Source organism: Kribbella sp., assembly GCF_035655035.1.
Taxonomy (GTDB): domain Bacteria; phylum Actinomycetota; class Actinomycetes; order Propionibacteriales; family Kribbellaceae; genus Kribbella.
Genome location: NZ_DASRVN010000396.1, coordinates 1 through 20,372, shown reverse-complemented (window position 1 = coordinate 20,372; position 20,372 = coordinate 1). Strand labels below are relative to the sequence as shown.

Annotated in this window: 23 protein-coding genes; 16 read left to right on the top strand and 7 right to left on the bottom strand. The window is 68.6% G+C overall.

Going from position 1 to position 20,372, the window contains the following annotated elements; genetic code table 11:
• Positions 1-688 precede the first annotated feature (688 nt).
• Both VFF46_RS22160 and VFF46_RS22155 read right to left on the bottom strand, forming a co-directional pair.
• Positions 689-1,477, bottom strand: a complete 789-nt coding sequence (locus VFF46_RS22160) for a phosphotransferase (RefSeq protein WP_325039095.1) — start codon at positions 1,475-1,477, stop codon at positions 689-691.
• Between the two features lie 164 nt (positions 1,478-1,641).
• Complete coding sequence (locus VFF46_RS22155) at positions 1,642-3,225, bottom strand: APC family permease (protein ID WP_325039094.1); 1,584 nt, start codon at positions 3,223-3,225, stop codon at positions 1,642-1,644.
• 175 nt (positions 3,226-3,400) lie between these two features.
• Between VFF46_RS22155 and VFF46_RS22150 the strand changes: the two genes are divergently transcribed.
• The 3 genes from VFF46_RS22150 to VFF46_RS22140 all read left to right on the top strand — a co-directional run bounded on the left by VFF46_RS22150 (position 3,401) and on the right by VFF46_RS22140 (position 5,365).
• A complete protein-coding gene (locus tag VFF46_RS22150) occupies positions 3,401-4,339 on the top strand; it encodes a tyrosine recombinase XerC (protein WP_325039093.1) in 939 nt (312 codons plus the stop codon).
• Between the two features lie 90 nt (positions 4,340-4,429).
• Entirely contained in the window at positions 4,430-4,909 is a 480-nt protein-coding gene (locus tag VFF46_RS22145) for an RrF2 family transcriptional regulator (protein WP_209694222.1), read from the top strand.
• A gap of 51 nt (positions 4,910-4,960) precedes the next feature.
• Complete coding sequence (locus tag VFF46_RS22140) at positions 4,961-5,365, top strand: VOC family protein (protein WP_325039092.1); 405 nt, start codon at positions 4,961-4,963, stop codon at positions 5,363-5,365.
• Positions 5,366-5,368: 3 nt separating this feature from the next.
• On the opposite strand, the gene VFF46_RS22135 is transcribed toward VFF46_RS22140, so the two are convergent.
• On the bottom strand, positions 5,369-5,974 hold the full coding sequence (locus VFF46_RS22135) for a M23 family metallopeptidase (RefSeq protein ID WP_325039091.1): 606 nt from the start codon (positions 5,972-5,974) through the stop codon (positions 5,369-5,371).
• A 301-nt stretch (positions 5,975-6,275) separates the two neighbouring features.
• Between VFF46_RS22135 and rpsB the strand changes: the two genes are divergently transcribed.
• The 6 genes from rpsB (at position 6,276) to VFF46_RS22105 (ending at position 11,126) form a co-directional block, all read left to right on the top strand.
• Positions 6,276-7,271: a 30S ribosomal protein S2 gene (gene rpsB, locus VFF46_RS22130; RefSeq protein WP_325039090.1), complete on the top strand. Its 996-nt coding sequence runs from the start codon at positions 6,276-6,278 to the stop codon at positions 7,269-7,271.
• A 143-nt stretch (positions 7,272-7,414) separates the two neighbouring features.
• Positions 7,415-8,233 (top strand): translation elongation factor Ts, encoded by an 819-nt coding sequence (gene tsf, locus VFF46_RS22125; protein ID WP_325039089.1) that lies wholly within the window; start codon positions 7,415-7,417, stop codon positions 8,231-8,233.
• A 49-nt stretch (positions 8,234-8,282) separates the two neighbouring features.
• Positions 8,283-9,044 carry a UMP kinase gene (gene pyrH, locus VFF46_RS22120; protein ID WP_325039088.1) on the top strand — a complete coding sequence of 254 codons (762 nt, stop codon included), beginning with the start codon at positions 8,283-8,285 and terminating at the stop codon, positions 9,042-9,044.
• Positions 9,045-9,136: 92 nt separating this feature from the next.
• The gene (frr, locus tag VFF46_RS22115; RefSeq protein ID WP_325039111.1) at positions 9,137-9,691 is read left to right on the top strand and encodes a ribosome recycling factor; all 555 of its coding nucleotides are present in this window, start codon (positions 9,137-9,139) and stop codon (positions 9,689-9,691) included.
• The gene (locus VFF46_RS22110) at positions 9,691-10,539 is read left to right on the top strand and encodes a phosphatidate cytidylyltransferase (protein ID WP_325039087.1); all 849 of its coding nucleotides are present in this window, start codon (positions 9,691-9,693) and stop codon (positions 10,537-10,539) included. The genes frr and VFF46_RS22110 overlap by 1 nt, the downstream gene beginning before the upstream one ends.
• Positions 10,536-11,126 carry a GNAT family protein gene (locus VFF46_RS22105; protein WP_325039086.1) on the top strand — a complete coding sequence of 197 codons (591 nt, stop codon included), beginning with the start codon at positions 10,536-10,538 and terminating at the stop codon, positions 11,124-11,126. Before VFF46_RS22110 ends, VFF46_RS22105 begins: the two co-directional genes overlap by 4 nt.
• On the opposite strand, the gene VFF46_RS22100 is transcribed toward VFF46_RS22105, so the two are convergent.
• Positions 11,116-12,075, bottom strand: coding sequence for an MsnO8 family LLM class oxidoreductase (locus VFF46_RS22100; protein ID WP_325039085.1), 960 nt, complete (start codon positions 12,073-12,075; stop codon positions 11,116-11,118). The two genes, VFF46_RS22105 and VFF46_RS22100, sit on opposite strands and share 11 nt — an antisense overlap.
• Before the next feature lie 28 nt (positions 12,076-12,103).
• Positions 12,104-12,505: a MarR family winged helix-turn-helix transcriptional regulator gene (locus VFF46_RS22095; protein WP_325039084.1), complete on the bottom strand. Its 402-nt coding sequence runs from the start codon at positions 12,503-12,505 to the stop codon at positions 12,104-12,106.
• A gap of 62 nt (positions 12,506-12,567) precedes the next feature.
• On the opposite strand from VFF46_RS22095, the gene VFF46_RS22090 reads away from it, so the two are divergent.
• The 6 genes from VFF46_RS22090 (at position 12,568) to VFF46_RS22065 (ending at position 17,271) form a co-directional block, all read left to right on the top strand.
• Entirely contained in the window at positions 12,568-13,464 is an 897-nt protein-coding gene (locus VFF46_RS22090; protein WP_325039083.1) for an LLM class flavin-dependent oxidoreductase, read from the top strand.
• Between the two features lie 98 nt (positions 13,465-13,562).
• Positions 13,563-14,243: a C39 family peptidase gene (locus VFF46_RS22085; protein WP_325039082.1), complete on the top strand. Its 681-nt coding sequence runs from the start codon at positions 13,563-13,565 to the stop codon at positions 14,241-14,243.
• Between the two features lie 64 nt (positions 14,244-14,307).
• Positions 14,308-15,429, top strand: coding sequence for a 23S rRNA (adenine(2503)-C(2))-methyltransferase RlmN (rlmN, locus tag VFF46_RS22080; RefSeq protein ID WP_325039081.1), 1,122 nt, complete (start codon positions 14,308-14,310; stop codon positions 15,427-15,429).
• Positions 15,429-15,947, top strand: coding sequence for a DivIVA domain-containing protein (locus VFF46_RS22075; RefSeq protein WP_325039080.1), 519 nt, complete (start codon positions 15,429-15,431; stop codon positions 15,945-15,947). The genes rlmN and VFF46_RS22075 overlap by 1 nt, the downstream gene beginning before the upstream one ends.
• Complete coding sequence (gene pdxY, locus VFF46_RS22070) at positions 15,944-16,795, top strand: pyridoxal kinase PdxY (RefSeq protein WP_325039079.1); 852 nt, start codon at positions 15,944-15,946, stop codon at positions 16,793-16,795. The genes VFF46_RS22075 and pdxY overlap by 4 nt, the downstream gene beginning before the upstream one ends.
• Before the next feature lie 23 nt (positions 16,796-16,818).
• Positions 16,819-17,271 (top strand): GNAT family N-acetyltransferase, encoded by a 453-nt coding sequence (locus tag VFF46_RS22065; RefSeq protein ID WP_325039078.1) that lies wholly within the window; start codon positions 16,819-16,821, stop codon positions 17,269-17,271.
• On the opposite strand, the gene VFF46_RS22060 is transcribed toward VFF46_RS22065, so the two are convergent.
• A complete protein-coding gene (locus VFF46_RS22060) occupies positions 17,264-18,352 on the bottom strand; it encodes an LOG family protein (protein ID WP_325039077.1) in 1,089 nt (362 codons plus the stop codon). The genes VFF46_RS22065 and VFF46_RS22060 overlap by 8 nt on opposite strands.
• A 48-nt stretch (positions 18,353-18,400) precedes the next feature.
• Between VFF46_RS22060 and VFF46_RS22055 the strand changes: the two genes are divergently transcribed.
• The gene (locus VFF46_RS22055) at positions 18,401-19,690 is read left to right on the top strand and encodes an aspartate aminotransferase family protein (protein ID WP_325039076.1); all 1,290 of its coding nucleotides are present in this window, start codon (positions 18,401-18,403) and stop codon (positions 19,688-19,690) included.
• A 76-nt stretch (positions 19,691-19,766) separates the two neighbouring features.
• On the opposite strand, the gene VFF46_RS22050 is transcribed toward VFF46_RS22055, so the two are convergent.
• Positions 19,767-20,372 (bottom strand): amino acid ABC transporter permease (locus VFF46_RS22050; RefSeq protein ID WP_325039075.1); only part of this gene is annotated, 606 nt, incomplete at its 5' end.

Here is a 20,372-nt window from a genome sequence, read left to right as displayed (position 1 = left end):
CGATCTGCGGCGATAAGTCCGGCCGCTGACCCGGCAGCCGCGTCATGGGAAGGGCTGGTACCCGCCCGGCAGGCCGAATCGGTTTGCTGCCGCCTTCAACCGCGCCGGGGGACGGCTGGTACCCGGCCGGCAAGCTGAATCGGTTTGCTGCCGCCTTCAGCCGCGCCGGGGGACGGCTGGTACCTGCCCGGCAAGCTGAATCGGTTTGCTGCCGCCTTCAACCGCGCCGGCGGGGTCCACCACGTGCGGGCCGCACTCGACCAGGCATCCGGGCAGGTGCCCACCGGATCCTTCCCTGGAAGCGCCGGGCGGAGTTCCTCGCCTTTCCCGCGCTGGCTCCAGCGGCGGTTCCCGGCCGGGACTGTTCGTGGTCCAGACCGCGGTCGGATCGACCTCGAGCTGCCTCTCCGACAGCTACAGCCGCTGGCGAAGGCCGAAGTCCTCGACGGCAGCGACTACGCCGGTCACCCTGGCCCACGACAGCGCCATCGGCGCCTACGTGCGCTGGCGTCAGTTCCTGCCCGTCACGCTCGACGACAACGGTCCACTCGCAATCAGCGATCCCTCCCCAAACGACAGTTGGCCATCGGCTTCAGATCAGCCGACCCGACTGCCTCCCCTACGCAGCCTGGCGCGGTACGAAACGACCTACTCCAGAGGGTGCGCGCGTAGACGGAACAGGGCCTGGTCAAAGAAGGGCGGCGGCGAATTGGTCGTAGTGGATGGTCCACCAGCGGCGCCGGCGGTCGAACTTCTCGATGCCGCCCCTCCGGTTCATCATCGCGACGGTGCCCGAGCCGCCCGTATCGATACTCCGCCGCGCGGCTGCTTCGATGCGAGCGAGGGCATCGTTGATGGCGGTGAGCAGTTCTGCACGGCCGTCCCGGTCCAGTCCGTAGGCGTCGGCGATGATTCGTAACCGTGCAGCCCGGTCGGCGGGCAGCCAGCCGATCCGGTCTTGGTCGAAGTCGTCCTCGATCGGTACACAGAGGCGGGCGAACTGGGCGAGATCGTAGACGGCGCGGCCAGGGGCGGCGAACTCGAAGTCGAGCAGCGCAACGGCGATGCCGTCACGGAAGACGACGTTCGAGAGCTCCACGTCGTTGTGGCACACCAGCGTCCCGCCCGCAGGGTCAGCCAGACTGTCGTTCCAGCTCAGACCCTGAGGGTCGAACTCACGCGCGGCATCGTGCAGCCTGCGCAGCAGCCTGGCGATGGACGCGAGCGCGGAGCCGGACTGGCTCCAGTCCGGATAGGGCGCTACTGGGACCTCGCCATCGATGAACACCAGGCGCTCTCGGCCGTCCTCGTCGATGCCGACCGGTGTCGGGGCGCCCTCGAATCCTGCCTCTTTCACCGCCCGCAGGAAGGCGTGAACCGAACCCGAGTGCGGACTCGAAGGACGAAGAACATGCGGACCGACACGGACAACCTGGCCCGCGTTCGCGATGCCGCCATCCAGTTCCTGCTCGTCCACACCGGAAGTTTGGCAGACGGAGGGGAGTCGCGTCGGGCCATCGACAGCCAGGCTTCCGCAGCCTCAGAACCGACCGGCGGCGTTCCCGAGCTCGGACGAGAGTACGCCGCTTTGTGCGTCAGCGGGGCCTACCGATGACCTGCCCGCTCCGTGTTGATGCAGCGCTAGTTGCGCATGTGTTTGCCGCGGTTGGATTTGGGGGGTTGTTGGTCGGGTGGGGTGCGGATGGCGCGGAGTTCGGTGTGGTCGCGGATGGGTTGGAGGCCGCCGGTGCCGGGGTCGGTGTCGCCGAGGTCGAAGTCCCAGCTGTCCTCGTTGGCGAGGCGGCTGTGCCAGCGGCCGTAGAGGCCGTAGATCGCGATGCCGATGGCCATCCAGACCAGGAACTTGACCCAGGTGCCGGTCTTCATGTTCAGCATCAGCCAGACGGTCGCCGCCAGCGAGAGCAGGGGGATCAGCGGGACCATCGGGACCCGGAAGCCGCGCTCGAGGTTGGGCTCTGTGCGGCGCAGGCGGAGTACGCCGACGGCGCAGAAGGCGAAGCAGAACAGGGCGCCGATGACCAACAGCTCTTCGAGGTCGAGGACCTTCGGGTACAGCGTGAGCACGAGCGCGGCGACGCCGGCGGCGGCCGCGGCGCGCGCGGGGGAGGAGTACACGCGGCTGACCCGGCCGAGGCTCTTCGGGAGCAGACCGTCACGGCCCATGTTGAACAGCACGCGGCTCTGCGCGATCAGAACCACCATGATCACGGTCATCAACGCGAGCAGTGCGCCGACGTTGACGACGTTCGCGGCCCAGCCGACGCCGACCGAGGCGAGTGCCTCGGAGACCGGGGCCTTGCCGCCGAGCTGGCCGTACGGGCGCATGCCGACCAGGACAACGGCCATCGCGATGTAGAGGATCGTCACGGCTCCGACGCCGAGCAGCATGCCCTGCGGCACGGTCTTGCGCGGGCTGCGGGCGTCCTCGGATGCGGTCGCGATCAGGTCGAAACCGATGTAGGCGAACACGATCGTGCTCGCGGCCGTGAAGATGCCCATCATCCCGAACGAGCCGAACGAGGTGTCGAGGATCCAGCCCAGCACCGTGGGATCCGCCATCGCGGGTGCGGCCCGGGCCGGTGGCACGAACGGGTGGTAGTTCTCCATCTTGATATGGGTCGCGCCGACGACCACGACCAGCAGAATCACCGCGACCTTCGCGATCACGACGATCGTCAGCACCCGCGACGACAGCTTGGTGCCGGTCACGATCAGCGCGGTGAGGATCAGCAGCAGCAACGGGGCGACCAGGTTCACCTTGGCTTCAGGCCCGAAGAACTGCGCGATACCACTCGGCAGCGTGACTCCGAACCCGTCCAGGGTGGCCAGGAAGTACGCCGACCAGACGCGGGCGACGATCGCCGCCGCGGTGACGAGCTCGAGGACGAGTGCCCAGCCGACCAGCCATGCCCACATCTCGCCGAACGTTACGTAGCTGAACGTGTACGCACTGCCCGAGACCGGGATCGTGGACGACAGTTCGGCGTAACAGGCCGCGGCCAGCAGGCAGACGATCGCGGCGATCACGAACGACAGGATCACTGCCGGTCCGGACACGTTCGCCGCTTGAACGCCGCTGATGCTGAAGATGCCGGAGCCGATCATCACGCCCAGGCCGAGTACAACCAGGTCGCGACGACCGAACAGCCGCGGCAGACGGTGCCGTGCGTCCTCGACTCGAGTGAACGCCGACTCGACCGGCAAACGCCGGCCTACGGTCTGTCCGTTCGCTGAGGGGGCCATGGTCAGGGGTGCCTCCGTTGCTACTAGGGCAATCGGGCCGAACAGTAGTCGACCGTTGGGCTATCGACCAGACCTCCTTTTCCCGGCCCCCGCGCGGTGGCTTGCAGTGCCGGGCCGCCTCACGCATCGTCGGGGTATGACGCCGGACGAAGTCAGCGGAAACCGTTCCTGGCCGGAAGGTTTCGCTGTGTTACTCGCTGACTACGAAAGGCATCTGACGGCGGAAAGAGACCTCAGCACTCACTCGGTGAGAGCCTACATCGGAGACGTGGCGGATTTACTCGAACATTTGATTCGGCTTGGTCACGATGATCTCGAAGGGCTGGATATCCGGGGTCTGCGGTCCTGGTTGGCCAAGCAGCAAAGTCTGGGGAAATCCCGCAGCACGATGGCCCGCCGGGCCGCGGCCGCAAGGGTGTTCACCAGCTGGGCGCAGCGGACCGGCAGGATCAGTACGGATCCCGGAGCGTTGCTCGCCAGCCCGAAGGCGCACAAGACGCTTCCGGGGGTGCTCGGCCAGGCCGACACCCGCACGGTGCTCGACGCCGCCGCGGTCGCCGCGGACGACGGCAGTCCGGTCGGGCTCCGCGACCTCGCGATCATGGAGTTGCTGTACGCAACCGGGATCCGCGTCGGCGAGCTGTGCGCGCTCGACGTCGACGACATCGACCGCTCGCGCCGCGTCGTACGGGTGTTCGGCAAGGGGCGGAAGGAGCGGTCGGTGCCGTACGGCGTACCGGCCGCGCAGGCGATCGAGCGGTGGCTGGCCGAGGCCCGGCCGAAGCTGGTACGCGAGGGGAGCGGACCGGCGGCGTTCCTCGGGGCGCGCGGCGGCCGGATCGATCAGCGGACGGTACGGCGGATGGTGCACCAGCGGGTCGCCGTCGTGGACACGGACCTCGCGCCGCACGGTCTCCGGCACACCGCGGCCACACATCTGCTGGAAGGCGGAGCGGATCTGCGCAGCGTGCAGGAGCTGCTCGGTCACGCATCGCTGGCGACCACCCAGATTTACACCCATGTGTCCACCGACCGGCTGCGGCAGGCGTACCAGCAGGCGCATCCCAGAGCCTGACCGGAATGGGGCGCTGTCGAGCGAGACGCCGGCCGGGTTGTGCGTGCGGAATGCGGCGGGCGGGTGCCGGAATACGGCAGACTGCGGGACATGCGGGTTTCGGCGAAGTCTGACTATGCGTTGCGAGCTCTGATCGAGATCACCCAGCGGTGGGTGGCCAACGACCATTCGGTGGTGTCGGCCGAGGAACTGAGCCGGGCGCAGGGCATTCCGCACGGGTTCCTGCAGGGGATCCTCGCCGACCTGCGCCGGGCCGGCGTGCTGTCCAGCCAGCGTGGGCAGTCCGGTGGATGGCGGCTCGCGGTCGACCCGAACGAGATCTCCGTCGCCGACGTGATGCGGGCGGTCGACGGCCCGATCGTGAGCATCTCGGGTGTCCGGCCGGAGAGCGTCACGTACAACGAGCACGCGGTGGTCCTGCAGCGGGTCTGGATCGCGGCGCGGGCCAGCCTGCGGGACGTGCTCGAGAACACCACGCTGACCGATCTGGCCAGGAACAAGCTCCCGGCCGGCGTCGAGCGCCGTTCGCGGGACGAGGACGCGTGGCAGGCCCGGGTCCCGGGGAGCTGAGCTAGTGCTACAGTCATGACTTATATAAGTTGTGACTTTAGGAGATGAGCGATGGCCGAGCAGCAGATCAAGACGTTCCTGATGTTCGAGGGGGCCGCGGAGGAGGCGATGACCTTCTACCTCTCGCTGTTCAAGGACGCCGAGATCGTCGCGATGCACAAGTACGGCGCCGAGGGGCCCGGTCCTGAGGGATCGGTGATGACCGCGGTGTTCCGGCTGGCCGGGCAGCAGTTCATGTGCAGCGACAGCTACGTGCATCATGGGTTCACCTTCACGCCTTCGGTGTCGTTGTTCGTGGACTGTGCGGACGAGGCCGAGCTGGAGCGGCTGTACAACGCGCTGGTCGAGGGTGGTGGCGCGTTGATGCCACTGGGGGACTACGGGTTCAGCAAGAAGTTCGGCTGGGTGAACGACCGGTTCGGGGTGTCGTGGCAGCTGAACCTGCCGCACGCGTAGGACTCACGGGCGTCTGGCCAGCAAGCCGGCGGCCAGTGCCAGAGCGCCGGTGGCGGCGATGACGAGCTTCGCCGCCCGTCGGTTCCGGTAGGTGGCGTCGCCGATCCGCGCAGGTTCGGCTGGTGCCACGGTCGGGGGCGCCGCGGCTGGTGTGGGTTGCGCGGTGAGCGGGAGCAGCCGGACCGGGCGGCTCCCGAGCAGGGTCAGAGGGTCGAGGTACTGCTTGGCCTGGAGCAGACCCCAGTGCAGGCAGGCCCTCGGCAGGCAGTGCGAGCCCACGGTGGACAGGCGGCCGATGACGGTGCCGGTGCGGACGGAGGTGCCCACCGGTACCTCGGCGACGACGGGTTCGTACGTCGTACGGCGGGCGCCGTACGTAATCGTGACGACGCCGCGGCCGGCGACCGGTCCGGCGTACGTGATCGTGCCTGGGGTGGCGGCCAGGACGGCTTGGCCGGGGCGGCCGGCGAGGTCGACGCCGCGGTGGCCGGGGAGCCAGGGTTTCGGTGGGAGCTCGAAGCCGCGGACGATCTCCGGGCGGGGGTCCAGTGGCCAGCCGGAGGTGGGTGCGGCCGGGGGAGGGGCTGGGGCGAGGACAGCGATGGTCATGCCGGAGAAAGTGCCCGTTTCCGGGTGCGGATCGGGCGTGAATCCGGAGACTGTGGACAACCAGGGCCGGTTCGCGTTACGGGCAGGCGGTCACGTACACTTCCGGTGGCGTCCCATCTAGGTGGGACGACTACGCATGCCCGCACAAACTGTGACGTTCCTCGGTCCCGGAGCCAGCTCCGGGTGGATCGGCGCGACGGGCATCAGGCGCGGCGCACCACCCGGTTCGCCGTGAGACAACCGAGAGACGCGCTGACCCCGAAGTACGGTCGGGAAAGCGTGACAGGAGACCTACACAATCATGGCCGTAGTAACCATGAAGCAGCTGCTCGAGAGCGGCGTGCACTTCGGGCACCAGACCCGCCGCTGGAACCCGAAGATGAAGCGCTACATCCTCACCGAGCGCAACGGCATCTACATCATCGACCTGCAGCAGTCGCTGTCGTACATCGACCGGGCGTACGAGTTCGTCCGCAGCACGGTGGCGTCCGGCGGCGCGATCCTGTTCGTCGGTACCAAGAAGCAGGCGCAGGAAGCGATCGCCGAGCAGGCGACCCGCGTCGGGATGCCGTACGTGAACCAGCGCTGGCTGGGCGGCATGCTGACCAACTTCCAGACCGTGAACAAGCGGCTCCAGCGTCTGAAGGAGCTCGAGCTCATCGACTTCGACGACGTCGCCGCGTCCGGTGTCACCAAGAAGGAGCTGCTGCAGAAGCGTCGCGAGCACGACAAGCTGCTCAAGACCCTCGGCGGTATCCGCGACATGGCCCGGGTTCCGGCCGCCGTGTGGATCGTGGACACCAAGAAGGAGCACCTCGCGGTCGACGAGGCGCGCAAGCTGAAGCTGCCGATCATCGGCATCCTCGACACCAACTGCGACCCGGACGAGGTCGACTACCCGATTCCGGGGAACGACGACGCGATCCGTTCGGTCGGCCTGCTCACCCGGGTCGTCGCCGACGCCGTCGCGGACGGTCTGATGGGCCGCTCCGGCCAGGGCTCCGCCGCCGCCGGCGAGGAGCTGGGCGCGGAAGAGCCGCTGGCCGCCTGGGAGCGGGAGCTGCTGGAGAGCCAGAACGGCAAGGCCGCCGAGGCCAAGACCGAAGCAGCGCCGGCTGCCGAGGCGACCACTGAGGCTCCGGCCGCGGAGGCCACTCCGGCTGCTGAGGAGACCCCCGCTGTCGAGGAGACCCCGGCCGCCGAGGAGACCCCGGCTGCTGAGGAGACCCCGGCTGAGGCCACTCCGGCTGCCGAGGAGGCCCCGGCCGCCGAGGCCCCGAAGGCCGACGAGGCCTGACAGCCACGGGTGCCGCCCGGTTCAGCGCCGGGCGGCACCACCGCTGCGGATGCCGTGCAGGCCGCACGAACCGGGCCGCACGGCCCGCGGGTACCAGACAGCCCCGCCCATCCAGCCGCATCGAGAAGACGAGAGAACGAGGAATGGCGAACTACACCGCCGCTGACGTGAAGAAGCTCCGCGACACCACCGGCGCGGGCATGATGGATGCGAAGAAGGCGCTCGAGGCAACCGACGGCGACTTCGAGAAGGCGATCGAGGAGCTGCGCATCCACGGCGCGGCCAAGGCCCAGAAGCGCGGCGCCGAGCGGTCCGCCACCAACGGCCTGGTCGCCGCGGCCGAGAACGCGCTGGTCCAGCTGAACTGCGAGACCGACTTCGTCGCGAAGAACGAGCAGTTCCAGCAGCTCGCCGCCGACATCGTCGCGCACGCTTCGGCGAGCAAGGTCGGCGACGTCGAAGGCCTGCTGAACGAGAAGCTCACCGACGGCAAGTCGGTGGCCGAGAACATCGAGGCCCTGGCCGCCGTCATCGGCGAGAAGCTGGAGCTCGGCAAGGTCGCCGTCTTCGACGGCAAGGTAACCGCGTACATGCACAAGCGTGCCGCGGACCTGCCGGCCCAGGTCGGTGTCCTGGTCGAGTTCGAGGGCGACAACGTCGAGGCCGCCCGCGGTGCCGCCATGCAGGCCGCCGCGATGCGCCCGCTGTACACCACCCGCGACGAGGTCCCGGCCGAGACTGTCGAGAACGAGAAGCGGATCGCCGAGGCGACCGCCCGCGAGGAGGGCAAGCCCGAGGGCGCCCTGCCGAAGATCGTCGAGGGCCGGGTGAACGGCTTCTTCAAGGAGGTCGTGCTGCTCGAGCAGCCGTCGGTCACGGAGAACAAGAAGACCGTGAAGGCCGTGCTCGACGACGCCGGTGTGACCGTGAAGCGGTTCGCCCGCTTCGAGGTCGGCGCCTGATCCCGCGAAGGATCTGAGCAAACCCGCAGGAATCGAGGAGGCCGGAATCGTGACGGAAACCAAGGGAACCGAGACGAGTCCGGCCTCTTCGCCGTATTCGCCCGCTTATCACCGGGTGCTGCTGAAGCTGTCGGGTGAGGTGTTCGGCGGCGGCAAGCTCGGCGTCGACCCCGACGTGGTGAACTCGATCGCCAAGCAGATCGCCGACGTGGCCCGGGCCGGCGTCCAGGTCGCCGTGGTGGTCGGCGGCGGCAACTTCTTCCGCGGCGCCGAGCTCCAGCAGCGCGGCATGGAGCGGAACCGGGCCGACTACATGGGCATGCTCGGCACCGTGATGAACTGCCTGGCGCTGCAGGACTTCCTGGAGAAGCTCGGCATCGAGACGCGGGTGCAGACCGCGATCACGATGGGCCAGGTCGCCGAGCCGTACATCCCGCGCAAGGCCGAGCGGCACCTGGAGAAGGGCCGCGTGGTGATCTTCGGCGCCGGTTCCGGGATGCCGTACTTCTCCACCGACACGGTCGCCGCCCAGCGCGCGCTCGAGGTCGGCGCCGAGGCGCTGCTGATGGGCAAGCAGGGCGTGGACGGCGTCTACGACTCGGACCCGAAGAAGAACCCGGACGCGGTCAAGTTCGACCAGTTGTCGTACGACGACTTCCTGGCGCGCGGCCTCCGGGTCGCCGACGCCACCGCGATCAGCCTGGCCCGTGACAACGCGCTGCCGATCGTGATCTTCGGTCTCGAAGAGGGCAACATCGAGCGGGTCATCCACGGCGAGAAGATCGGTACCGTCGTCTCCCGGGGGCAATAAAACCCCGGTAACCGGTTGTAGGCGCCGTACGACTAGGATCGGGACACACGTGGCCGCGCCGAGGCGGCCCAGAGGAAGCGAGGAATGTCGTGATCGACGAGGCTCTCCGCGATGCCGAGCAGAAGATGGCGAAGGCCGTGGAGGTTGCGAAGGACGACTTCGCCGCGATCCGCACCGGCCGCGCGCACCCGCAGATGTTCGCGGGCATCCTGGCCGACTACTACGGCACCCCGACGCCGCTGCAGCAGCTGGCCGGTTTCCAGGTTCCGGAGCCCCGGACCGTGCTCATCTCGCCGTACGACAAGGGCGCGATGGCCGCGATCGAGAAGGCGATCCGGGACTCCGACCTCGGGGTGAACCCGGGCAACGACGGCGCGGTGATCCGGGTCGTGCTGCCGGCCCTGACCGAGGAGCGGCGCAAGGAGTACATCAAAGTCGCCAAGACCAAGGCCGAGGACGCCAAGGTCTCGGTCCGCAACATCCGCCGGCACGCCATGGACCAGGTGCACAAGACGGTCAAGGACGGCGATGCGGGCGAGGACGAGGGCAAGAGTGCTGAGAAGCGGCTCGACGGGTTGACGAAGAAGTACGTCGACTCCATCGACGACCTGCTCAAGCACAAGGAAGCCGAACTGCTCGAGGTGTGATGGGCGTCGAGAGCACGCCCGCGCCGAGTCCCAGCCCGAGCCGCGCCGGGCGCAATCTGCCGGCCGCGATCGCGGTGGGTGTCGGGCTCGGCGCGCTGATCCTCGGATCGCTGTACTGGCAGAAGGTGCTGTTCGTCGTCCTCGTGCTGGCGACCGTTCTGGTCGCGGTCGACGAGATGATCAAGGCGTTGCGGACCGGCGGTGCGGTGATCCCGAAGGTCCCGCTGTTCGTCGGTACCGCGGCGATGCTCGTGGCGGCGTACTTCGGTGGCCCGATGGCGCTGCTGGTGGCGCTCGGGATCACCGTGCTGGGGACGATCTTCTGGCGGATGCCGGGCGGATCGGTCGGGTTCGTCCGGGACGTCAGCGCCGGGGTGTTCCTGATCGGGTACGTGCCGCTGCTGGCCGGGTTCGCGATCCTGCTGGCGCAGCCGGACGCGGACGGTCCGGGCCGGGTGGTGACGTTCTTCGCCGTCACGGTGGCCAGCGACGTCGGCGGGTACGTGGCCGGGGTGCTGTTCGGCAAGCATCCGATGGCGCCGACGATCAGCCCGAAGAAGTCGTGGGAGGGCTTCACCGGTTCGGCGCTGGCCTGTATCGGCGCGGGGATCGCCGCGGTGGTCTTCCTGCTGCACGGTGACTGGTGGGTCGGCGCGATCGTCGGTGCGGTCGCGGTCCTGACCGCGACGGTCGGTGACCTGGGCGAGTCGATGATCAAGCGCGACCTGGGCATCAAGGACATGTCGAACCTGCTGCCCGGCCACGGCGGCCTGATGGACCGCCTGGACTCGCTGCTCGCGACCGCCCCGATCGTCTGGCTCCTACTCCATCTGCTGGTGAAAGCATGACGACTGCCCCTGATGGGCGTCCGCTGATCGGTGACGTCGTCCGTCTCGATCGGATGCAGGCGTCCGACATCGACGAGTTGTACGCCGCGATCGGTAACGAGCAGGTGTTCGCCGGTGGCTTCGGCGGCGGTCCTGCCGCGTTGCCGGCGAGCGCGGACGAGATGCGCGCGAAGTGGATCCCGGCCGCGGAGAAGCGGTTCGCGTACGTGGTGCGCCTGGTTGCCGACGGCACGGTTGTCGGTACGTCGAGCCTCGCCGACGTCGACGTGGTGAACGAGCGGATCCACCTCGGCTTCACCGGCTACGCGCCGGCGGTCTGGGGGACCGCGGTGAACCCGGCGACGAAGCTCCTCCTGCTGGAGCACGCGTTCGAGACCTGCGGGTTCGGCCGGGTGAAGATCCAGACGGGTACCAAGAACACCCGTTCGCAGGCGGCGATCGCGAAGCTCGGCGCGACCCGGGAGGGCGTGCTGCGGCGGCACATGCTGCAGGCGGACGGTTCGTTCCGCGACACGGTGGTGTTCTCGATCCTGGCCGACGAGTGGCCGGACGTCCGGAAGCGGCTCGAGGACCGGATCAGCCGGTGAGCTTCGCCAGCGCCGAGTAGTTCGCGAGCAGGGCGGCCCGGTCGAAGGTGTTCGTCGTGATCAGCAGCTCGTCGGCGGCGGTACGGCGTACCAGGTCCGTGAGCGCCTCGTCGACCTCGGCGGCGGTGCCGTAGATCTGGCCGCGGAGCGCGTTGTCGAAGTACTCCTGCTCGCGGGCCGTCAGCTCGACCGGTACGTCGGCCTGCAGCGGCGGGAACACGCCACGGGTCCGCGAGTACGCGGTGGCCCAGGCCTCGGGCAGCAACAGTTGCCGAGCGGCTTCGGTGGAGTCGGCGACGGCTGCGGTCACGGCGAGGATCACGTACGGCTCAGGCGCCCAGGCGGACGGCTGGAAGGTCGCTCGGTAGTTCTCCAGCAACTCAACCGAGTCAGGGCGGGCGGCGAGCACGACAGGCAGGCCCAGAGCGGCAGCGATCGCGGCGCCTTCGCCGACGGCGAGGATGTACGGCGGGATCCGTAGCCCTCCGTCGGGTCGCGCGTGGACGGGCGACGTGCCGGCGAGGTAGCCGAGCAGTTCCTGGACCTGGGTGCTGAAGTCGTCCGCCGCGTCCTTCTCCACCCCGAGGGCCCGCCGTACGCCGTTCGTGAAGCCGACGGAGCGCCCGAGGCCCATGTCGATGCGGCCCGGGTACAGCGACTCCAGTACGCCGAACTGCTCTGCCACGACGAGCGGCTTGTGGTTCGGCAGCATCACTCCACCGGTGCCGACCCGGATCTGATCGGTGCGAGCAGCAACAGCCGCGGCCAGCACCGTGGGGGCCGAACCGACCACTCCTGGCACGCCGTGGTGCTCTGAGACCCAGAAACGCTTGTAGCCAAGCTCTTCCACCTGCTGTGCCACCTCAACCGTCGCACGCAGTGTTTCCGCCTCCGACTCGCCTACGCGCGTCCGAGAGCGGTCCAGGACTGACAGCGGGACGGAGAGCATGCAGAGTTCAACCGGCCTGTGAGAGCCCTCATTCCCCCAGCAACAGCCGCAGGTCGTCGCGGAAACGCTCCGGTGAGCTGAGCGGGGCCAAGAACGAGCCCTCGACCTCCAGCCGGACGCGCTCGGCTGCCGCAAAGGTCGACTCGCCCAGATCAGTGAGCACGACGACATTCCGCCGCCGGTCCTCCGCGCTCCGCCGGCGTTCGACGAAACCACGCTCTTCGAGCCCGTCCAGCAGATCGCCGATCGACGTCCGGTCCACCCGCAGCCGGCCCGCGACCTCGAGCTGGGAGAGCGGTTCGCCGGACGCGACCGCGGACAGCACCGCCAGATCGCGCCCGTTCAGTCCGTGCGGTGCGAGCGCCTCGGTCTGCGCCTCGGTGAGCCGTGCGAGGACATGTTTGAGCAGGTACCCGAGCCGATCAGCCATGCCGTCAAATCTACCGGTGAACTGATCGTCAGTGCTGCTGATCATCAGCTATCCTGATGATTATGCCACCGACCTTCGGTCTGAAGACCACTCCGATGCACCTTCCGTACGCCGACATCCGGCGCGTCTGGCTCGAGGCCGACGAGTTCCCGCAGATCCGCGACGCCTGGCTGTGGGACCACTTCCTCCCGCTCGCCGGCCCCAAGAACGGCGACGTACTGGAAGGCTGGACGCTGCTGACGGCGCTCGCCGCGCAGACCACCCGGCTCCGGCTCGGCCTGCTCGTGACCAGCAACCGGATCCGTCCGCCGGCCGTCCTCGGCAAGATCGCCAGCACGCTCGACGTGATCTCCGGCGGCCGCCTGATCATGGGCCTCGGCGCCGGCGGGACGCAGCAGTCGACCGGGCTGACCGGCGTACCGGGGCCGAACCCCGCGATCGAGGAGTACGCCGCGTACGGGTTGACGCTCGTACCGCCGGGGGAGGGGGTGGACCGGCTCCGCGAGACCATCGAGATCCTGCGCCGGATGTGGACCGAGGAGGAGTTCGACTTCCACGGCCGGTACTACACCCTCGATCGCAACCGGAACGCGCCGAAGCCGATCCAGCAGGGCGGTCCACCGCTGCTGATCGGCGGCTGGGGCAACCGGATGCTGCGGCTGGTCGCGCAGTACGCCGACCTGTGGAACATCAGCGGCCCACCGCACACCGACTTCGGCACCCTCGCGGACCGGATCCACCGGCTCGACGCGGAGTGCGAGCGGATCGGGCGCGACCCGGCGACGATCAGCCGCTCGCTGCAGCAGATCGTGTCGTACGACGACCCGGCGGCGACGCGGGCGATCGTACGGGAGGCCGTCGGGCTCGGGTTCGACCACATCGTGCTGTCGCTGCCGCGCCCGTACCCGGAGCGTGCGGTGCGCTGGCTGGTCCGCGAAATCATCGACCCTTTCCACTGAGATCGAAACATGTGGTGATTTTTTCACCACAATGAAGCGTCGTGTGTCAGCATCAAACACAGGACGATCCGCCCCGGTCGTCCCAGTGAGGAGCTGACATGATTCCCACGACGAAGTTCAAGGCCGCCCTCGGCGGTCTCGCCCTCTTCGCCGCCGCGGTTCTCCCGGCGAACGCAGCCATCGCCGGTCCGCCGACCGTCCCGCCCGATACGGTCGCAGCAACCGAAGCCGCGGCCAAACCGGTGCCGAAGCTCGGCTACTCGACGCAGAGCGTCAAGACGCTGAACATCGACTTCCAGTACCAGCAGACCGGCTACTGGTGCGCACCGGCCGCCACCCGGATCGCGCTCTCCGCCCGCATCTCGCCGCCCAGCCAGCAGCAGTTGGCCGACGAACTGCCGACCACGACCAACGGCACGGACTGGATCGGGCAGGTCACACGGGTGCTGAACAACCACCTCGGCACCGGCTGGTACGAGACCAAGGAGATGCCTGACGACCTGCCCACCCAGGCGCAGCGCGACCTGCTCTGGCGGGACATCGTGCTCGACATCGGCAACAACTACCCGATCGTCGCCAACATCGTTGCCCCGGCCAACAACCACCCACCGGGCTACCCGAACTACACGATCTACCACTACTTCACCGTGATCGGGTACGACGACAGCGACCAGACCGTACTGATCGCGGACCCGGCCGGTTTCGCCCCGAGCGCGACGTACTGGCTGACCTTCAACCAGCTGGCCACCCTGATACCCCCGAAGGGATACTCGGCGTGATCCGTAGCACGCTGTGGATGTGAATTTGTGAAGGGGCAGGGCGGCAGGCGACAATAGGCCGGTTATGTCTACCTCCCTGCCTCTTGTTTTCGATGAGCCGCGCCGTGCCAAGAAGCCGCCGCGGCACCTGGCCGATCTGTCCGGGGAGGAACGGCGTGCCGCGGTCGAGGCGCTGGGTGAGCCCGGGTTCCGGGCCAAGCAGCTGTCCAACCACTACTTCTCCCGGCTGGTGTCCGACCCGGCCGAGATGACCGACCTGCCGGCCGCGACCCGCGACAAGTTGGTCGGCGAGCTGATGCCGCCGCTGCTCACCAGGGTCCGGGACCTGGAGTGCGACAACGGCGAGACCCGGAAGACGCTGTGGAAACTGCTCGATGGCTCGCTGGTCGAGTCGGTCCTGATGCGGTACCCGGGGCGCGTGACGATGTGCGTGTCGTCGCAAGCCGGCTGCGGGATGGCCTGCCCGTTCTGCGCGACCGGCCAGGGCGGCCTGACCCGGAACATGACGACCGCGGAGATCGTCGAGCAGGTCGTCGACGGCGCCCGGGCGCTGGCCCGCGGCGAGATCGCCGGCGGTCCGGGCCGGGTCTCGAACATCGTCTTCATGGGGATGGGCGAGCCGATGGCCAACTACAAGGCAGTGATCGGCGCGGTCCGCCGGTTCACGGATCCGTCGCCGGAAGGGCTCGGGATCTCCGCGCGTGGCGTGACCGTGTCGACGGTCGGCCTGGTGCCGCGGATCAACCAGCTCGCCACCGAAGGGATCCCGGTGACGCTGGCGCTGTCGCTGCACGCGCCGGACGACGAGCTGCGCGACGAGCTGGTGCCGATCAACAACCGCTGGAAGGTCGACGAGGTCCTGGACGCGGCCTGGTCGTACGCCGAGCAGACCAAGCGCCGGGTCTCGATCGAGTACGCGATGATCCGCGACATCAACGACCACGCCTGGCGCGCCGATCTGCTGGCCGAGAAACTCCGCGCCCGCGGCGACTGGGGCTGGGTGCACGTCAACCTGATCCCGCTGAACCCGACGCCCGGCTCGAAGTGGACCGCGTCCGACCCTGCCGACGAGCGCGAGTTCGTCCGTCGGCTGGAGGCCGGCGGGGTGCCGGTCACCGTGCGCGACACCCGCGGTCAGGAGATCGACGGCGCCTGCGGGCAGCTCGCCGCGGCGAGCAAGGCCTGATGCTCCGGCCACAGTTCCGCATCCGCCGGATGGGACAGCGCTACGACTGCGCCCAGGTCGACGCGTTCGTCGAGCGGCTGGTCGCCACGGCCGAGCGACGCGCGGTCGGACCGGAGGTGACCGCCGACGAGATCCGCGGTGTTGCTTTCGGAACGCCGTTCCTCGGGCCCGGGTACGCGGTCGAGGAGGTCGACAAGTTCCTGGCCGAAGCAGAGCGCTGGATTCCAGGTGTACCAAGCGCACCGGCTGGACGCGTGCCGGTCCCGGGTGGGCGGGTCGCGCCGCAGTTCACCCCGGTACGGCTGCGTGAGGGGTACGCCGTCGACCAGGTGGACGACCTCGTCGACCGGGTGATGGCAACGGTGAACGGTCAGCCGGTCAGCCGTCCTGCGACCGCACAGGAGGTCCGCGAGGTGCAGTTCCGGACGGTCCGCCTCACCGAGGGCTACGACATGTCCGAGGTCGACGCCTTCCTCGACGAAGCCGCGAGCTGGCTCGATGGGATGATCGGGCGGTGAAGATCCTCTCGATTCAGTCGGCGGTCGCGTTCGGGCACGTGGGTAACTCGGCGGCGGTGTTTCCGCTGCAGCGCATCGGTGTCGAGGTGCTGCCGGTGTACACGGTGAACTTCTCGAACCACACCGGCTACGGCGCGTGGCGCGGTCCGATGATCAGCCCGGACGACGTCCGCGAGGTGCTCCGCGGGATCGAGGACCGCGGCGTGCTGCCGCAGATCGACGTGGTGCTCTCGGGGTACCAGGGCGGCGAGGGAATCGCGGACGTGATCCTCGAGGCGGTGCAGCGGGTGAAGGCGGCCAACCCCGCGGCGGTGTACTCGTGCGACCCGGTGATGGGGAACGCGAAGTCCGGGTGCTTCGTCGCGCCCGCGATCCCGGTGCTGTTGCGCGACCGGGTGGTTCCGGCGGCCGACATCATCACGCCCAACCAGTTCGAGCTGGGCTTCCTGACCGGTACCGAGCCGGACACGCTCGAGTCGACGCTGGCGTCGGTGGAGCTGGCGCGCGCGACCGGGCCGCGGACGGTGCTCGTCACGAGCGTGGAGCGCCCCGACCGGGAGGACGGCACGATCGAGATGCTGGCCGTCGACGACAGCGGCGCGTGGCTGGTGCAGACGCCGTACATCCCGATGAAGGCGAACGGCTCGGGTGACGTGACGGCGGCGCTGTTCACGGCGCACTACCGCCGTACGGGCGATCTCGCGGACGCACTCGCACGGACCACGTCGAGCGTCTTCGAGCTGCTCACCCGCACCCACGAGTCGGGCGAACGCGAACTGCAACTCGTCGAGTCGCAGGAGGCCTACGCGCATCCGCCCATGCAGTTCAAACCACGCCAGGTCGCCTGACTGCCCACCGGCAGACTGAGTACATGAAGGTACGACGGTACGAAGACGGAGATCACGCAGCGGTTCTGGGGCTGGCGCCACGCCTCGCCGAGGGGGTCGCACCTTGGCGATCACCCGAGGGAGTGCTCGCCGCCGTCACCGGCTGGGTCGTGGAGGCGCTGGCGCGGTCGGGTGAGCCCGGCCGGATCGTGCTGGTCGCCGAGGAGAACGGCGTCATCGGATTCGTCTCCGGCGAGCTGCGCACGCACTGGTCCGGCGACAGCGAGTTGTACGTCGGCGAGCTGGTGGTCGCCGCGCAGTACGAAGGCCGCGGCGTGGGACGGGCGCTGATGGACGCGATGGCCGAGCACGCCACGCAGCAGGGCCTGGCGGCCATCACCCTCGACACAGGCGCCTCGAACGCGAACGCCCGTGCCTTCTACAGCCGCCTGGGCTTCGCAGAGGAGGACGTGAAGCTGACGAAGACCCTCAGCTGACCAGTTCGGCTGCCTCGTCGATAGTGGCGACCAGGTGGATCGACATGGGGCGGGTGGTGGCGAGGGACTGGAGCAGGGGCCAGACGGGGAGTTTGGTGGTCCAGTGGTCGACGTCGACCAGGATCAGTGGGATCTGGGTGGCCGCGTCGCCGTAGTAGTTCGGCGTGGCGGCCTGGAAGACCTCCTGGACGGTGCCGGCGGCCCCTGGGAGGTAGATGATGCCGCCACGGGCACGGCTGAGCAGCACGTCCTCACGCTGAGCGTTGGAGAAGTACTTCGCGATCGCGGACGCGAACACGTTCGGCGGTTCGTGGCCGTAGAACCAGGTCGGGATGGAGACGCCACCGTCCCCCGGGAACTCTCGCCGTACGTCCAGGCCAGTTGTAGCCCACGCGGCGATCGACGGGCGGAAGGACGGTACAGCCGCGAGTCTTCCCAACACCTGGTCCACCACAGCATCGTCGTACGCCGCTAGCGAGGCCCCGAGGTTGGCGGCCTCCATCGCGCCCGGACCGCCGCCTGTGACGACCACACGGCCGCGGCGGGCCAGCGTACGGCCGAGCAGGACGGCGGAGCGGTAGTCCGCGGAACCGCGCAGTACGCCGTGACCGCCCATCACGCCGACCCACGGCTTGTCGTCGGGCAGCTCCGTCAAGGCGTCAGCTATAGCGTGGTCGTGCAGCGCAGCGGCGAGCGTACGGCCGGTGTCGCCCTTCTCGTCGTGCTGCCGGGACCAGGCGTAGATCTGCGCATCCGGTGTGGCGTCGTAGCCGTGCTCCAGGCCCGCATACAGCTCGTCGGCGTCGTACAGCCGCCCCCGGTACGCGTCGAACGGCAGCTCCGGGATCGCCGGGAACACGAGCCCGCCGCCGTCGCGTACCCAGGCGTCCGCCGGCTCCTCCAGCGCACAGCCGAGGAACACCGACCCGGTCGGCTTCAGGCCGAGCAGCTCCGCCGTACGGCGGGTCAGATCGACCGACTGGACCCGCCAACCGGCCATCGAGGCGGCACCCGCCGCCAGCAGCCGGTCGAAGTGCTCCAGGGATTCGATGTCCACATGCGGGATGCTCGGCAACGTCACGGGAGAACGGTAATGGACGTGCCCAGCCGCTTGAGGTAAAGGTTGGACATGACACATGCGGAGCTCTGGGAGCGTCACAAGGCCGTCATGCCGGCTTGGCTCGCGTTGTACTACGAGGAGCCGATCGAGATCGTGCAGGGTTCCGGCCGCCGGGTCACCGACGGCGAGGGCAACACCTACCTCGACTTCTTCGCCGGCATCCTGACCAACGCGATCGGGTACGACATCGCGGAGATCTCCGACGCGGTCCGCGAGCAGCTCGGCTCCGGGATCGCGCACACGTCGACGGTGTACCTGATCCGCAAGCAGATCGAGCTGGCCGAGCAGATCGCCGAACTGTCCGGGATCCCGGACGCGAAGGTCTTCTTCGCGAACTCCGGTACCGAGGCGAACGAGACGGCCCTGCTGCTCGCCACCCAGGCCCGCCGCTCCAACCAGGTGCTGGCGATGCGCAACTCGTACCACGGCCGCGCTTTCGGCACCGTCGCGATCACGGGCAACCGCGGCTGGTCCGCGAGCAGCCTGTCGCCGGTCAACGTGCAGTACGTGCAGGGCGCGTACCGGTACCGCAGCCCGTTCCGGGAGCTGCCGGACGCGGAGTACATCAAGGTGTGCGTCGACGACCTGCGTGAGGTCATCGAGACGACCACCTCCGGCGACGTGGCCTGCTTGATCGCGGAGCCGATCCAGGGCGTCGGCGGGTTCTCCTCGCCGCCTGACGGCCTGTACGCCGCGTTCAAGGAGGTCCTGGACGAGTACGGGATCTTGTTCATCTCCGACGAGGTGCAGACCGGGTGGGGTCGTACCGGCGAGCACTTCTGGGGCATCCAGGCGCACAACGTCGTTCCGGACGCGATGACGTTCGCGAAGGGCCTCGGCAACGGGTTCGCGATCGGTGGCGTGGTCGCGCGTGGCGACCTGATGGACAGCATCAAGGCCAACTCGCTGTCCACGTTCGGCGGCAACCCGATCTCGACCGCGGCGGCGAAGGCGACCATCGACTACCTGCTCGACAAGGATCTGCAGGCGAACGCCGCCAAGCGCGGCGCGCAGTTGGTCGACGGTCTGCGCGGCATCTCCGACGAGTACCCCGAACTCGGCGACGTCCGCGGCAAGGGCCTGATGCTCGCCGCCGAGATCGTGAAAGCCGGCGACAACACCCCCGACCCGGCTGCCACCACCAAACTCCAGCAGGAAACCAAGAACCGCGGCCTCCTGATCGGCAAGGGCGGCCTCTACGGCAACGTCCTCCGCATGGCCCCACCCATGACCCTCACCGAAGCCGAAGCCACCGAGGCCCTGGAAATCATCCGCGACTCGTTCAACACGTTGCGCTGACTGCACGATTGCAGCAAGCGAATCGAAAAGCGCTCGGCTGGAGGGTTCCAGCCGAGCGCTTCGTCGGAATCGTTCGTCAGATCGGGGCGCCCTGGCCCGGGTCGTTGGTCAGGGGTAGTGGGGGCGGGCCGCCGGTGACCTTGCGGCGGCGGCGTGAGCGGCCCTCGAGGTACTTGGCCAGCAGGGACAGCACTGAGCACAGGCCGATGTAGATGATCGCGATCACGAAGTACGTCGGGAGGTACGGGAAGCCGTAGGTAAGGCGCCCGCCCATCTGCTTGCCGACGTACAGCAGCTCGGGGTAGGTGATGATGAAGCCGAGCGCGGTGTCCTTCAGCAGGACCACCAGCTGGCTGACGATCGCGGGCAGCATCGCGCTGATTGCCTGCGGCAACAGCACCAGCCGCACCACCTGGTTCTTTCGCAGGCCGAGCGCGTACGACGCCTCGCGCTGACCCTTCGGTACGGCGGCGATGCCGGCGCGGAAGATCTCCGCGAGCACCGAGCCGTTGTACAGCATCAGGCCGAGCACGACCGCCCAGAACGGGGTCAGGCCGAGCTTGAACTGCAGGCTGCCGTAGTAGAAGAAGAACATCAGGATCAGCAGCGGCACGGCCCGGAACAGTTCGACGACGAACGTCGCCGGCACCCGTACCCACTTGTGGTCGCTGATCCGTGCCGC

What these genes read in the sequence shown, in the direction of transcription:
- VFF46_RS22150 (WP_325039093.1), top strand. Translation starts at nt 3,401, where the DNA reads ATGACGCCGGACGAAGTCAGCGGAAACCGTTCCTGGCCGGAAGGTTTC.
- VFF46_RS22145 (WP_209694222.1), top strand. Translation starts at nt 4,430, where the DNA reads ATGCGGGTTTCGGCGAAGTCTGACTATGCGTTGCGAGCTCTGATCGAG.
- VFF46_RS22140 (WP_325039092.1), top strand. Translation starts at nt 4,961, where the DNA reads ATGGCCGAGCAGCAGATCAAGACGTTCCTGATGTTCGAGGGGGCCGCG.
- VFF46_RS22135 (WP_325039091.1), bottom strand. Translation starts at nt 5,974, where the DNA reads ATGACCATCGCTGTCCTCGCCCCAGCCCCTCCCCCGGCCGCACCCACC.
- rpsB (WP_325039090.1), top strand. Translation starts at nt 6,276, where the DNA reads ATGGCCGTAGTAACCATGAAGCAGCTGCTCGAGAGCGGCGTGCACTTC.
- tsf (WP_325039089.1), top strand. Translation starts at nt 7,415, where the DNA reads ATGGCGAACTACACCGCCGCTGACGTGAAGAAGCTCCGCGACACCACC.
- VFF46_RS22110 (WP_325039087.1), top strand. Translation starts at nt 9,691, where the DNA reads ATGGGCGTCGAGAGCACGCCCGCGCCGAGTCCCAGCCCGAGCCGCGCC.
- VFF46_RS22105 (WP_325039086.1), top strand. Translation starts at nt 10,536, where the DNA reads ATGACGACTGCCCCTGATGGGCGTCCGCTGATCGGTGACGTCGTCCGT.
- VFF46_RS22100 (WP_325039085.1), bottom strand. Translation starts at nt 12,075, where the DNA reads ATGCTCTCCGTCCCGCTGTCAGTCCTGGACCGCTCTCGGACGCGCGTA.
- VFF46_RS22095 (WP_325039084.1), bottom strand. Translation starts at nt 12,505, where the DNA reads ATGGCTGATCGGCTCGGGTACCTGCTCAAACATGTCCTCGCACGGCTC.
- VFF46_RS22090 (WP_325039083.1), top strand. Translation starts at nt 12,568, where the DNA reads ATGCCACCGACCTTCGGTCTGAAGACCACTCCGATGCACCTTCCGTAC.
- VFF46_RS22085 (WP_325039082.1), top strand. Translation starts at nt 13,563, where the DNA reads ATGATTCCCACGACGAAGTTCAAGGCCGCCCTCGGCGGTCTCGCCCTC.
- rlmN (WP_325039081.1), top strand. Translation starts at nt 14,308, where the DNA reads ATGTCTACCTCCCTGCCTCTTGTTTTCGATGAGCCGCGCCGTGCCAAG.
- VFF46_RS22075 (WP_325039080.1), top strand. Translation starts at nt 15,429, where the DNA reads ATGCTCCGGCCACAGTTCCGCATCCGCCGGATGGGACAGCGCTACGAC.
- VFF46_RS22065 (WP_325039078.1), top strand. Translation starts at nt 16,819, where the DNA reads ATGAAGGTACGACGGTACGAAGACGGAGATCACGCAGCGGTTCTGGGG.
- VFF46_RS22055 (WP_325039076.1), top strand. Translation starts at nt 18,401, where the DNA reads ATGACACATGCGGAGCTCTGGGAGCGTCACAAGGCCGTCATGCCGGCT.